Annotated in this window: 11 protein-coding genes; 7 read left to right on the top strand and 4 right to left on the bottom strand. The window is 42.5% G+C overall.

Translation table 11 applies throughout. The features are described from left to right. Window positions 1–55 precede the first annotated feature (55 nt). Window positions 56–958 carry a bifunctional methionine sulfoxide reductase B/A protein gene (locus tag I2I33_RS08165; RefSeq protein ID WP_087420672.1) on the bottom strand — a complete coding sequence of 301 codons (903 nt, stop codon included), beginning with the start codon at window positions 956–958 and terminating at the stop codon, window positions 56–58. A 128-nt stretch (window positions 959–1,086) separates the two neighbouring features. Between I2I33_RS08165 and I2I33_RS08160 the strand changes: the two genes are divergently transcribed. Further along, window positions 1,087–1,635, top strand: coding sequence for an HdeD family acid-resistance protein (locus I2I33_RS08160; protein ID WP_195666787.1), 549 nt, complete (start codon window positions 1,087–1,089; stop codon window positions 1,633–1,635). 233 nt (window positions 1,636–1,868) lie between these two features. On the opposite strand, the gene ispE is transcribed toward I2I33_RS08160, so the two are convergent. After that, window positions 1,869–2,684 (bottom strand): 4-(cytidine 5'-diphospho)-2-C-methyl-D-erythritol kinase, encoded by an 816-nt coding sequence (gene ispE, locus I2I33_RS08155; RefSeq protein ID WP_087420561.1) that lies wholly within the window; start codon window positions 2,682–2,684, stop codon window positions 1,869–1,871. Between the two features lie 316 nt (window positions 2,685–3,000). On the opposite strand from ispE, the gene I2I33_RS08150 reads away from it, so the two are divergent. Continuing rightward, entirely contained in the window at window positions 3,001–3,702 is a 702-nt protein-coding gene (locus I2I33_RS08150; RefSeq protein WP_087420562.1) for a phosphatase PAP2 family protein, read from the top strand. Window positions 3,703–3,858: 156 nt separating this feature from the next. Here the strand turns inward: I2I33_RS08150 and I2I33_RS08145 are convergent, their stop codons facing one another. Further along, complete coding sequence (locus I2I33_RS08145; protein ID WP_087420673.1) at window positions 3,859–4,932, bottom strand: NAD(P)H-dependent flavin oxidoreductase; 1,074 nt, start codon at window positions 4,930–4,932, stop codon at window positions 3,859–3,861. 272 nt (window positions 4,933–5,204) lie between these two features. Between I2I33_RS08145 and I2I33_RS08140 the strand changes: the two genes are divergently transcribed. Then, a complete protein-coding gene (locus tag I2I33_RS08140) occupies window positions 5,205–6,122 on the top strand; it encodes a PCMD domain-containing protein (RefSeq protein WP_410491997.1) in 918 nt (305 codons plus the stop codon). Window positions 6,123–6,649: 527 nt separating this feature from the next. Here the strand turns inward: I2I33_RS08140 and lgt are convergent. Continuing rightward, on the bottom strand, window positions 6,650–7,477 hold the full coding sequence (gene lgt / locus I2I33_RS08135) for a prolipoprotein diacylglyceryl transferase (protein WP_087420564.1): 828 nt from the start codon (window positions 7,475–7,477) through the stop codon (window positions 6,650–6,652). A 79-nt stretch (window positions 7,478–7,556) separates the two neighbouring features. On the opposite strand from lgt, the gene I2I33_RS08130 reads away from it, so the two are divergent. From I2I33_RS08130 to I2I33_RS08115, 4 genes are all read left to right on the top strand, one after another. Beyond that, the gene (locus I2I33_RS08130; RefSeq protein WP_162613744.1) at window positions 7,557–8,114 is read left to right on the top strand and encodes an RNA polymerase sigma factor; all 558 of its coding nucleotides are present in this window, start codon (window positions 7,557–7,559) and stop codon (window positions 8,112–8,114) included. Between the two features lie 97 nt (window positions 8,115–8,211). After that, a complete protein-coding gene (locus I2I33_RS08125; RefSeq protein WP_087420566.1) occupies window positions 8,212–9,354 on the top strand; it encodes a FecR family protein in 1,143 nt (380 codons plus the stop codon). Between the two features lie 88 nt (window positions 9,355–9,442). Then, window positions 9,443–12,946, top strand: coding sequence for a TonB-dependent receptor (locus tag I2I33_RS08120; protein WP_087420567.1), 3,504 nt, complete (start codon window positions 9,443–9,445; stop codon window positions 12,944–12,946). 16 nt (window positions 12,947–12,962) lie between these two features. Further along, window positions 12,963–14,369, top strand: coding sequence for a RagB/SusD family nutrient uptake outer membrane protein (locus I2I33_RS08115; protein ID WP_087420568.1), 1,407 nt, complete (start codon window positions 12,963–12,965; stop codon window positions 14,367–14,369). Window positions 14,370–14,374: the final 5 nt, after the last annotated feature.

Below are 14,374 nucleotides of genomic sequence, written 5' to 3'. Positions count from 1 at the left end.
ATAAATTCTCTGTTATCCTTTGAAATATTTATCCAAACAAAGGTACATGATTTTTTCAAAATCGCCTCGTATATCCATGACAATAAGGCAAAGTCCCTTTCCTAGTATAGTAATTCTGATGATAATCCTCTGCCACCCAAAATGTTGTAGCCGGAGCTAACCGGGTCACCACCGCATAGCCTTTCGCTTTTAACTCCCGTACCAGCTTTTCAGCCACGGCCTTCTGTTCCGGACTATTATAGAAAATTTCCGAACGGTATTGCTCCCCGTAATCCGGACCTTGGTGATCTTGTTGCGTGGGATCATGTATCTCGAAAAACAACTTTGCCAACGTCTCGTAATCAGTCTTCGATGTATCAAACAACACTCGTACCGCCTCCATGTGTCCCGTGTTTCCCTCACATACTTCCTCGTAAGACGGATCTTCCACTTTTCCACCAATGTACCCGGACTCAACGGCAAGCACGCCGGGTGCCTTTTTCATGTAATACTCCACTCCCCAGAAACATCCCCCGGCAAAAATAGCCGTGTCTATTTTCAATTCTTCGGCAGGAATAAATTCCATCGAAATCGAATTCACACAATGACGGGTATTCTTTGGGGTAAGTCCCTCACCCGTGAACACGTGTCCCAAGTGCGCTCCACAATGAGCGCAGACAATCTCCGTCCGCCTCCCATCAGCATCCGGTATCCGTTTCACCGCTCCCGGAATCTCATCATCAAAACTCGGCCACCCGCACCGGGAATCAAACTTATCCTCCGAACGGTAAAGCGGACTCCCGCATTGTTTGCAAACGTATGTCCCTTTCGCTTTAAAATCATAATATTTACCCGTGAAAGGTCTCTCCGTCCCCTTATAAATAATCACTTGTTTTTCATCCGCTGTCAACTCTTTCTTTTGTGCCATAATCATGTAGTTTACTAAAAACAACATCAAGAATAATATAATTTTTCTCATCATCGCTCTTTTATACTCTGAAACGTATTTCCCGGCATTTGGTTATTTATTTTTAATGACAAAATAACAACTTTTTGAATGCATTTCACATATAAAGAAATAAACTAAACTTAAAAAATATCAGAGAAATGACTACAACAAGTGTAACAACATCTACCGGTCCCAAAGGATTCAGATGGTTATATCTTATCCTGGGTATCGTGTTATTCGTTTTTGGTGTCGGCATCATCCGGCATCCGGTGGCATCTTATTTCGGACTGGCCATGTATTTCAGTATCGTTATCATTGTTATCGGAATCAGTGAAATCATGAACGCTTTTGCAGGCGGTAATTCCCGGCATTGGGGATGGGGATTGTTCATCGGGTTACTTGACCTGATTATCGGTTTTATCCTGTTAATCCACCCGATCGTCACGGAAGACATACTTCCTTACATCGTCGGCTTTATCCTCATGTTCAAAAGCATTGATTACATTGCCGAATCATTACAGATGTCATCGCTAAAAATCAGGGGATGGGGATGGATATTCATAGCGGGAATCATCACCTTGTTCTTTTCCTTCATGATCGTCTTTTATCCCCTGTTCGGAATTTTCAATATCATCATCTGGACCGGCCTTAGTTTCATCTTTGCCGGCATCTCTTCATTTGTATACGCATTTGTGGGGAGAGGCTAACAAACTAGAGGGTGTGTCAAAAGTCATTTTATTCTCAAAAAACTCCTCCGTCACTTCGTGCCACCTCCTCTATAAACAGAGGAGGAGCTGGTGACTCTTCCCGAAGACAGGAAGTATTTCAACTCTCCCTCTGTTTATAGAGGGAGTACCCCGAAGGGGGGAGGGAGTTTGAAAAATGACTTTTGACACACCCTCTAGTCATTTTATATTTAACAGTAAAGCTATAAACTCATTCACTCACTTTGCCACACGAAATATTCCGGAAACGCCTTTTCTGCCTCCACGGGATGACGGAACAACCCGTAAACGGCTGATCCACTTCCAGTCATGGAAACATAAACCGCACCCAGATCCCGTAATATATTCTTTACTTCTTCTATTTCCGGGACTTTAGGAATCACGGAATTTTCAAAATCATTCACAACCACTCCGGTCCATTGTTCTACCGGCAATTTTCCCAATTCTCGCAAATCAAAAGAGGCCGCACGAGGCGTTATTCCCCGGTATGCCTCGGGAGTAGAAACGCCCCGATTCGGTTTCACAAGTACCATATGATAGTCCTTTAATGACAAATCTATCGTTTCCATCAACTCGCCTTTCCCAAAAGCAAACACGGGATGATTCAAAACGAAAAAAGGACAATCACTTCCCACCCGGGCCGCATATCCCATTAATTGTTCCTCGTTCAACCCCAAGGAAAAAAGCTGATTCAACCCAACCAGCATAAAAGCGGCATCAGCAGAGCCTCCACCCAGTCCGGCACCATACGGTATGATCTTATGCAAATGTACATCCACCGAGGACAAATCGTACTCGGCAGCCAGAATAGCGTATGCCTTACTCACCAAGTTTTTTTCCGGCGGGCAATCTATCGGGATTCCCGTGGAAGTAAAAACGCAACGCCCTTTCTCACCCTTCACTTCCGTGATTTCCAGTATATCCCGAAGATCAATCGGATAAAAAACAGTTTCTAGGTTATGAAATCCATCCGATCTCTTCTCCGTGACGAACAACCCTATATTAATCTTTGCATTCGGAAATATTACCATAAACTCATCAAAATTTAAAGATCCGGCACCTGCCGATTTACTATTTGTTATTCATTCAATTCCACATTCAAACTCCCTCCCGGCTTTGCCGTACTCCCTCTATAAATAGAGGGAGAGTTGAAATACTCCCCATCTTTGGCAAGAGTGAAAACTCCTCCTCTGTTTATAGAGGAGGTGGCAGCGAAGCTGACGGAGGAGTTTTACCATTTCGCAGAACAATTTTGCAAATATACCGAAAAATGATATATTTGCTCTCCAATCATCCCCTCAAATAGCGGTTGAACATTATTTATTTAAACTTATAGATTCAAATTCCATGTTAGAATCACTACAAGCATTAGATCGTACGGTATTTCTTGCCTTAAACGGAATGCACACCCCTTATTTGGATTCCTTCATGTACATATTCACGAGTAAACTTGTATGGATTCCTCTTTATGCGTCCATCCTGTACGTCTTGTACAAAAACATGAATATCCGCATGGTCATTTTCACTACTTTGATGTTCGCCTTGCTTATAGCATTGGCAGACCAAACATGTAGTTCCATCCTGCGCCCTATATTCGAACGTCCTCGACCATCACGCGACCCGGATATTGCAGACATGGTACATTTAGTCAATGGAAAGCGAGGCGGAAAATTCGGATTCCCCTCCTGCCATGCAGCTAACACGTTCGCATTAGCTTGTTTCATGATGTTACTGTTCAAGAACAGAGCCTTAACTACATTCTTTATGCTATGGGCAATTGTAACTTGTTACACGAGGGTGTACGTGGGAGTACATTATCCCGGAGATCTACTTTTCGGAACAGTTGTCGGGTTTGCCGTGGGAGCCGTCACTTATGGAATATACCGTTTCTGTCTTCGGGTGGATAGCATTGCCAACGGGCTAAAATTTCATCTAGATCGTAAACTCGTGAAACACCCATCCCACATGCAACACACGTCAATCATCATTTACACGGGATTACTCACGATTGCCGCTTTCGCCGTGTATAGTATCTGGTGGAGAACGTGATAATTTTAGATTTTAGATTCGGCAGCTCTAGCTACCGTAAACAAAATGTCCCACAGGGGTCTGCAAACCTTATGAACCTTCAACTTTATAAACCTTATAAACTCAATAAATAATATAATCGGGAGTGTCAAAAGTTCTTTGACACTCCCGATTATACTATTTATTGATAGCCCGATTAAACTCATCCAATAAAGAACGGAAAGTCTCTTTCACGGAAACAATCTTCGTGGCCCGGAAAGCATTCGCCCCGGCAAAAGCGTAACCGTTATCCATATTTCCCTTGAAAGCGTTGTACAAAGCCGCAATGATACAATAAGGACTCTTGCTTATATCACACGTTTTGATACACTTGCACATACACGTTTTGGGCTGTTTCTGCCCTTCCTTCACCTTTTGGATAAATTTGCTGAATATCGCCCGTCCCGGCATTCCCACCGGACTTTTGATAATCTGTATATCTTCCTGTTTTGCCTCGATATAAGTCTGTTTGAAAATATCGGATGCGTCACATTCTTCCGTGGTCACGAAACGAGTACCCATCTGTACTCCGGACGCTCCCATATCCATAAAACGTTTAATATCTTCACCCGTGTAAATTCCTCCGGCCACGATCACCGGAATATTTTTCCCGTAATGCGTTTCAATATCCTTCACCTCGTCAATCACTTCCGGCAAAATATGTTCCAACGAAAAATGCTCGTCATTGATTTGTTCATCTTTGAACCCGAGGTGTCCCCCCGCTTTCGGTCCTTCCACGACAAACGCATCCGGCAGGTAATTATACAAATTATGCCACTTCTCGGCAATAACTCTTGCTGCACGCGCAGAAGAAACGATCGGAACCAACTTGGTCACGCTATCCTTTTGCAAGAAACTCGGCAAATTCAACGGCAATCCCGCTCCGGAGAAAATAATATCCGCTTTCTCAGCAATCGCGGTCTTCACCATATCCGCGAAATTAGACATGGCAACCATAACATTCACGCCAATCACACCCTTTGTTTTCTCACGAGCTTTACGAAGTTCTTCCTTCAAACCCATGATACTAGCCTGAATATAATCTTTGGATAAATTCCGATATAACAAACCTAATCCGGCACTGGAAATCACACCAACTCCTCCCTCATTTGCCACCGCAGACGCCAATCCGGAAAGTGATATACCAACACCCATACCACCTTGTACAATGGGAACTGAGATTGAGAGATTCCCAATGTTTAATTTTTTCATCATCATATATAAAAGTATTTAAGACAGTCAAAGATACTCTTTATTATTTAACATTCTCATTTTCACATTAAGAATAAACACGTTAGCAACATTATTTACATTATTCAACACGATTATTAACACTGGCATGTTTCTTGCATAAAACCTTAAAGTCATTTTATCGTAATAAAAGTATTCAAGACAGAAGAAAATCAATTGATATGAAACAATTTACACGTAATACTATAAAAACGCTATGCCTAGGAATTATTCTGGGAACAAGCGTTATATCCATGGCACAAACGACAGAAAAAGAAAATGAAAAATTAATCCCATTCGGGGACTTCAATAGCTGGATGGTACGCATCATTGATGAATCATTTGTCATTGGTGGTAACACGAAAACCCTTTACGAGGTTGCCCCGGTAGACACGATTCGAGGAGACAAACCCTATATCAGTTCCACGGTTTCCCCGTGGAGAACTTCTAACGTCATGGCAAAAGTCAGTGGAGTCACGAAATGCAGTATCTCTGTTTTCCCGGAGAAAAGAAATGACGGCTATTGTGTACGTGTCGAAACGCTCATGGAGAAATGTAAAGTACTGGGTATCGTGAACATCACCGTACTTGTACCGGGTACTATTTACCTGGGACAGATGCACGAACCGATCAAGGACACGAAGAACCCGCAAAGTAAACTGAACGCCGGAATTCCTTTCACGGAAACCCCGAACGCAGTTGTATTTGACTACAAAATGGAGACCCCGGGAACAGATCACCGGATCAAAGCAACCGGTTTCAGTAAAATTGTTGACGTGGCGGGACGGGATTCCGCCGAAGTATACGTGATCCTTCAAAAACGTTGGGAAGACGAGAATGGTAACGTGTATGCCAAACGGATCGGTACAGCCATAGAACGCCTTTCCGAAAACACTCCCGACTGGAAAAACAACCACAGATTGAATATTCTTTACGGGGACCCGGCAAATCAGCCCGGTAGTAAATCCTATATGCAATTAATCCCCAAAGAACAATCTCTATACTGTATCAACAGCAAAGGTAAATCCGTACCCGTGGAAGAAGTAGGTTGGGGAGATACGGACGACAAACCCACCCATTTGTTCTTGCGTGTATCCTCTAGTTACGGGGAGGCTTACATTGGAACCGTGGGAAATAAACTTTGGGTAGATAACGTACGGTTAGCTTATTAAAAGCGGTAACCATTTGGAAATTAGCTGGGGTGTCCTAAAAGTCATTTTCCCAACTCCCTCCCGGCTTCGCCGTACTCCCTCTATAAACAGAGGGAGAGCTGAAATGTGCCCTGTCTTCGGAAAGATTCACCAGCTCCTCCTCTGTTTATAGAGGAGGTGGCACGAAGTGACGGAGGAGTTTTTGAAATAAAATGACTTTTAGGAAAGCCCCTTGAAGGGGGTAGACCATCATAGTAAGATAACTTCAGTCGAGTTCAATCCTAAATTTTCACAAATTCATGTAAATTATCATTACTAAATTTCAATCATACACGAACCATATTGCGAGCCGCTCCCATTCCGCTCCCATTCCTCCCCTATTCCTCTCCTATCACAATAACAAAAAATAGACATTTATTAGTATATAGAATGATTTGGTTACATTTATAATAACAGCATGATCATATAATAATAGCCATATCTAATAACAACTCACAATAAATATTTCTTTCACAGGAACAAAACACGATTTACACACGTTACATGAATCACCGTGTCGTATTCTTTTTACACTTAAACCCGCGAATCAACAGGAATAGACCCAATAAGATAAACGGAATACTCAACACCTGTCCCACGTCCAAGGTCATTTGATCCTCGAAAGGGACTTGCCTTTCCTTGACAAATTCAATCAAAAAACGAGCCACGAAAACCCAGACAAGGGTATTCCCTAAAAGTACTCCCCGATAACACTTCAACCCGATTCGTCGGTAAAGCAACAAATTTATCCCGAAAATAAAGAAATAGACCAAGGCTTCATAAATTTGAGCCGGATGACGGGGTACCGAATCTATCTGTTCGAAAACAAAAGCCCATGACACGTTGGTTTCGATTCCGATAATCTCGGAATTGGCCAAGTTTCCCAAACGAATACACCCCGCCGCTAAAGGTAAAACGAGAGCAATCGTGTCAAGTGTCCGTAACACGTTCTCACCCGTTATCCGGGAATAAATCACCATGGCAATCATCCACCCGACAAGCCCTCCATGACTGGCCATCCCCTGATAACCGGAAAAAATAACACTTCCATCCGACTTAACCCGTATCGGGAGCAAAATTTCCAATGGATGTGCGAAATAATACGCGTACTCGTAAATCAGGCAATGGCCCAAACGTGCCCCTAGAAACAAGCCGGCAATACTCAGCATCACGAGTATCTGGAGATGCTCCCACGGTATCCCGTTTTCCCGGTAAACACGTTTCAGTATCCACACGGACGCCACGGCCCCCGCAATCAACAGCAAACTGTAATACATGACAGGGATTCCTCCTACCCAAAACGCAACGGGATCTATGTTCCATTCTATATAATTCATCAAGGACAAAAATACATTTTAAAATATGTTGATCCAATCAAAAATATCCTATATTTGTACACGTATAACGTGTATGTGTATGAAAAACCATGATCAGCTTTTGGTTGAAGAATTAAAAAACGGAAAAGAGAGAACACTAAAAAGCTTTTATGAAGAGTATTTTGCCCTATTTGTCTCTTTTGCGAACAATTTGTTGCCTTCCGAAGAAGAATGCAAGGACGTGGTACATGACGTTTTTCTAAAATACTGGAATACCCGAAATGATTTCGACAATTTAATAGCCATAAGAGCTTTTTTCTACAAATCAATCCGTAATACGTGTCTAAACCTAATTCGTCATCAACAAGTGCAAAATAAATATCTCGCAGAGAACCTTCAGTACTTAGAAAGCGAAAGTTTCATGCACGAAACTGTCATGAAAGAAGAAATATTCCATGTCATTCATCAAGAAATCAGCCACCTCACGGAAATGGAGCAAAAAGTATTGTTGCTCACGCTAGAGGAAAAATCAAACGAAGAGATCGCTCAAGAGCTGGGAATTGCCGTCTCTACCGTGAAAAGCCATAAGGCAAAAGGTTACGCGGTACTAAGGGAAAAACTACAATATTTAAAAATATTATTATTTTTAGTATCCTAATTTTCAACAATATATCATTTTTTCTTCAAAAAAATCACTTTTTGTCTCCATCCAAACCTTAACGAGCGTGTTTCTTATATGAAAATAGGAAATAAAAATGAAGAGACAAATTGAAGAAACGATAAAACAGGCCCTTCGAATCGGGCAGTACCTCACGGGAAAGAACAAGAGTGAGGAAAATACGGGAAACTCGCCTCGAGAGGAAGACGAGAAAATCGTACGGGAAGTTTTATCCAAACAAAACATAGAAAACAAGCTGGAACAATATAACCGTTTAAATTCCGACATTGAAGGAAGTTGGAAAAAATGGCAAGCAACCCGAAACCGTCATACACGGATCATTCGTTATCGGGTTATAGGCATAGCTGCCACGATAGCCTTATTGCTCGCCATCGGCTCTTACTGGTTCTATCCCGAAAATACCTCCCCTATTCCTGTTCACACGGCTCTAATTCAGGCTGGAAGCTTCAGGGCAACTTTATACACCGGGGACAATAAGGTGATCGAAATCAAGGAAAATATGCAAGCCGTGTTAACTCAGGATTCATCCGTTGTCGTAGCTCATAACGAATTAAAACATTCCGCAGTTACCGGAGCCTCGACAATAAACACCCTGGTGGTTCCCAAGGGTGGAGAATTCTCTCTCGTACTGGCCGATGGCACGAAAATCTGGTTAAATGCTGACTCCCGTCTAAAATATCCGACCTCTTTCTCCGGTGACAAACGAGAAGTTGAACTGGAAGGAGAGGCTTATTTTGAGGTACAACACGACGATCAAACACCTTTCTTCGTGAAAACATCCCAGTCAACCATCCGGGTTTACGGGACAACCTTCAACGTGAAAGCTTACCCGGACGACTCGTTCCAAAAGACAACGCTCGAAAGCGGTTCTATCGGTTTATTTGTTGATGACAAAGAATACCGGTTAACCCCAAACGAACAAGCAATATTAAACCCCTCGAAGAACGTGAAAATTTTAAAAGTAGATGCCCGCCAACAAAGCGTGTGGCGTCACGGACGTTTTCTCTTTGCCAACGAGAGACTGGAAGACATTATGGCTCAACTGGGACGTTGGTATGACGTGAATATTTTCTTTGTCGGAACACAAGCAAGAGAATTACATTTTAGCGGGGAAATTGACCGATACGAAAAGATTGACAAAGTATTACGCATGATTGAATTAACGACAAATATATCATTCTCGATCAACGGGAAAACAATCACGATCACACCGGAATAAAATTCTAAAACAATAAAATAGCCGGAGAAGACTTCGACCCCTACTCCGGCGGAACTCAAACGAAGTTGAATTACTAAATGACAAAGTTATGAAAAAAAACAGAAACACTTGTCACTTAACAGGAAAAGTGTTGTCAAAAGGTTACAGAATCATGAAACTAACATTTATCATGATCATGGGATTCACCCTCGCATCATTTGCAGAGGGAAGAGCCCAAACAGAAAGGATTAATTTCAAAGTTGACCGGATTCCGGCAGAAATGGTAATCCAACAATTAAAAGAACTCACCCATTATCGGTTCCTTTACAATCACGAAGAAATCAGACAATTACCGGCGAAACAAATTGAAGTGAAAAATGCCACGATCGAAGAAGTTCTTCAAATCTTTTTATCCGGTTCTAAATTGGCTTACACAATTGAAGACGATGTGATCATCATCTCTCCGAAATTAAAAAGCCAAACAGCGCAACAAGTGAAAGCAATTCGAATCACGGGTAAAGTGCGGGACGAGCAAAAACAAGGCTTACCCGGAGTGACCATTCAGGTAAAAGGTACAGAATTCGGTGCTGCCACTGACGTGAATGGCACATACACACTCTCTATCCCGAACAATATCGGTCAAAACTTTACACTTGTATTCTCGTTCGTCGGGATGCAGACACAAGAAATTGCTTACACGGGTAAAGATACCATCGACGTGGTTTTACGGGAAAATGTGAAAGCAGTTGACGAGGTAGTTGTCGTGGGATATGGAACCACCAAACAGAAAGACTTCACGGGATCTGTTTCATCCGTAAAAACAAGAGAAATCAGGGATGTACCGTTCATCAGCGTGGATGACGCGTTGGCCGGAAAAGCATCAGGTGTTTCCGTGGTAAAGGCAGACGGTTCCCCCGGTGGTGCAGTTCGTATCCGTATCCGCGGTGGTGCATCGTTGTTGGGAACGAATGACCCACTATACGTGATTGACGGAATTCCAACCGTGGTTTCAGACAATTACATTAACGGACAATCGGATATTACCAACCCGTTGGAGGCTGCCAACTACGGGGATGACTTCAACAATAGCGTGGAAGGAGCCTTCTCTCGCGGTTTGAATAATCTATCGGGTTTGAATATAGCGGATATCGAAAGCATCGACATCTTAAAAGATGCATCAGCAACGGCTATTTACGGGTCGAAAGCCGCCAATGGAGTCGTGATCATCACCACCAAAAAAGGACGAAAAGACACGAAACCTCAATTAAATCTAAATTACTATATTGGCTTTACGAACCCGATCAAAGAAAAAGTCTTGAATGCAGAGCAATATAAATCAGCACTGAAGGACGCGGCCCAAAGATTCCTTACGGCACGAGAAGATGCAGGTAAACCGATGACGGGTAGCCAGGTTGAGCAAGCACAACGCATCATAAACGATCCGGCTTTTTTTGGAAATGCAGACACGGATTGGCTTGATTTGGTTTTACGTACAGGAACTTCTCAGAACGTAGACGTTTCAGTTGCCGGAGGTGGAGCTAATTCAAGGTACTATACCTCTCTCTCGTATACCGGACAAGACGGAACTTTGATCGGAACCGACTTCATGAGAATTTCCGGAAAAATCAGTTTGGATACCGATGTTTCGAATTACTTCAGATTATATACCAATTTAAATTTCGGGTACACGAAAAACAATATCACTAACGGTATATACGGTCAAGCACTTACCGCACCTCCAACTTTCTCCCCGTATAATGAAGACGGAACTTATGCCGCCCTCGGCGACTTGAACAATGACTACCGGGGATATCAAAACCCATTGGCCGTAGCAGCCGGAACAAACCGGGCAAAAACGTATTCTTTCATGGGTTCCGTGGCCGGAGAAGTCACCTTTTTGAAAGATTTCAAATTCAAGAGTACCGTTTCAATCAATTATAATAATTATAACCAGTTAAATTACGTTCCGAGTTTTGTTGAAGTCGGAGGATTCTATGGACGGGAGGATTCTCAAGGAGGAATGGGTACACAGGCACAATCAACTGTAATTGACGTTTTCTTCGAGAACACGTTAACCTACGACAAAGAGTTCAACGAAAACCACAGATTGAACGTGCTGGCGGGAACTTCATGGGAAGATCACCGGAAAGACTACTTCTCGGCAAGTGGACGCGGTTATCCGGACGATGATTACCTGAACAATTTAAGTTCCGCATCCATCGCGGCTAATGTAAAAGGTTCTAATCCGGAAAGTCGGACTTCATTACTGTCATTCTATGTTAGAGCTAACTACGTGTGGAAAGATCGTTATCTATTCACCTTCACGGGACGTGCCGATGCCTCTTCAAAATTTGCACCGGACAATCAATACGGGTTCTTCCCTTCCGGGGCTATCGCTTGGAGAATTTCGGAAGAGAACTTCTTGAACATGGTTGAATGGATTGACGAAATCAAAGTTCGAGCCAGTATGGGAAAAACCGGAACACAAAGTATTGGAGACCATATGTGGCGCACACTTTACAGCCCGGTATCCTACGGAGACAAGAACGCGTTGATTCCTACCCAACTCGGAAACGACAAAATCAAATGGGAATCTACCGTACAAAAAGACCTTGGTTTAGACTTTTCTTTCATGCGCGGGCGTTTAGGAGGTACTTTCGGATATTACCACAAGGTTACTGACGGAACTTTACTTAACATGACTCCGGCTCCGAGTAGTTCTTATTCAACCGTCGTTTTCAATATTGCCAAAATACGAAATCAAGGATTAGAGTTCGACATACATGGTGACTTTATTCGTAAAAAAGATTTCCGCTGGACAGGAAGTTTAAATATTTCCCGTAATGTATCGAAAGTTTTGGATATAAACGGTGGCCCGTTCTCCGACCCGAATGATCGCGATGCATTAAACCTAGGTACAAGTGTCGTAAAAGAGGGAGAACCTCTAGGATTACTTTATGGAAGAGTAGCCACGGGAATCATAAAAACTCAGGAACAATTGGAAGCAGCAAAAGAGGAATTCTCCTTGTGGACAAGTTTTGACCCCTATTTAAATCTAGGAGACATTGCTTATGAATACGAGAATGGCTCTTGGAAACAAGACGTTATAGGTCACGCCACGCCGGACTTTTTCGGGGGATACACAAACACAATTAACTGGAACCGATTCACGTTGACTGCCTTGTTCACGTTCTCTTATGGGAATGACCTTATCTATCAGAAAGACGTCAGTGATTCCGGAATGTCAAGTTTGGCTAATCGAGGAACACGCGTATTGAATCATTATAGTGAAGACAATACCTCGTCTAATCGTCCAAGAAGTATGTGGGGAACAACTTATATGCTAAGTAGTCTTAACGTATATGATGCTTCTTATTTCAAATTAAAGACTTTATCATTAAGCTATAATCTACCGGAAAGCATTTGTCGGAAAGTTCGGATTAAATCTGCATCTGTGTATGGAACAGCAACTAATGTATTCACCATTACCTCTTACCCCGGACCCGACCCGGAAGTCAGTGACGATCCGACTAGTGTTATCGGTGGAGGACGGGATGTCAGTACCTATCCCACGGTGAAATCATACACCTTTGGAATAAGAATTAATTTCTAATCCTAAAAATAAAATCATGAAACAAGTCATTATTTATATATTGTCCTTTTTGGGTATTCTTTCACAAATGAGTTGTGATGACCAACTGAATGCCTTACCCACTCAATCAAAAGTAGAGGGAAATGTAATCGTGGATCAAAAAAGCGCAGAGGTTGCATTAAACGGGGTATATTACTGCTTCGCTGAAGGTGGGGACGACCGAGGTACACCTAGTACACAATGGGGCTATTCCCAAGAAATTGTTCCTGCTTATCTTTCCGGTTATATCACGCGAACCTACGGAGGGTCTCTAGATGAAAATGCAGAAGTTCAAGCAACGGACGGTTCTGCTGAAGGCATTTGGAGTTATAGTTACAAATTAATCAATGCAGCCAATGGGGTTATCAAGCAAATGAACCCCCTTCCTACTTCTATGTTTGAGGGAGAACGGAAAGCGGAAATCATCGCTGAAGCTAAAATCATGCGTGCTTACGGACATTATCATTTACTCCGGTATTTCACTCAATTCTACGATACGAAAAGCGAGTATGGAGCTTTACTACGTGACGAATTTGTCACGACCACGAACATTGCACAATCAAGAGATAACGTGGCAAACACGTATAAACTGATTTTGGAAGATTTAGAAGAAGGCATCAAAAATGCCCCGTTGGAAAATAAGAATATTTACAGCAACCGCTGGATCGCCAAAGCCTTAAAAGCAAGAGTTCTGATCTTACGGGGAAATACCGAGGATTATGAAGAAGTGATCACGCTCACAAGCGACATCATCGAAAATGGTCCTTACGAACTTGAAGAACACGTGCGGGATATTTTCCAAACAAAAGGATTGACGAGTAAAGAAGTCATGTTAGGTATTCAACCTCTTCCGAATCAGGTTACCCGATATGACACATATATATATAATAATTCGGCTCAATACAAAGCAACTCCCATGTTCAAAAATTTATTGAAAGATGATCCCAGGGAAGAATGGATGCTTGGGCTACTGAATCCCAAGGATACCATTTATGCCATAACAAAATACGTCGGTGATAAAATCGAAGAATGTTACGCCATCCGACTAACTGAAATGTATCTGTTAAAAGCAGAGGCTACAGTTCGTGCCGGAAAAGACCTAGATGATGCCAAGGAACCTTTAAAAATCATCATGGGACATGCCGGGATCACGGACTTTACAAAAATTGATGCTATCACAGACCGGGATGAATTGCTTTATGAAATCTACAAAGAGACGGTGAAAAACCTCATGTTTGAAGATGGAATCGAATGGAGCATGCTACTTCGTTTCCCCATGGAAGTCATCCTAAAAGTAAAACCGGCCATCCGGGAGAAAAATTATATCATTCTCCCGATCCCAGCTGCCGAGTTCGAAAAAAATCCCACGATTGGGGATCAGAATCCGGGATATAGTAAAATCTAAAAATT

Origin of the sequence: Butyricimonas sp. BSD2780061689_150309_C8 (assembly GCF_015560935.1) — a bacterium.
Classification (GTDB): Bacteria; Bacteroidota; Bacteroidia; order Bacteroidales; family Marinifilaceae; genus Butyricimonas; species Butyricimonas paravirosa.
This window is presented reverse-complemented; position numbering and strand designations above follow the sequence as displayed.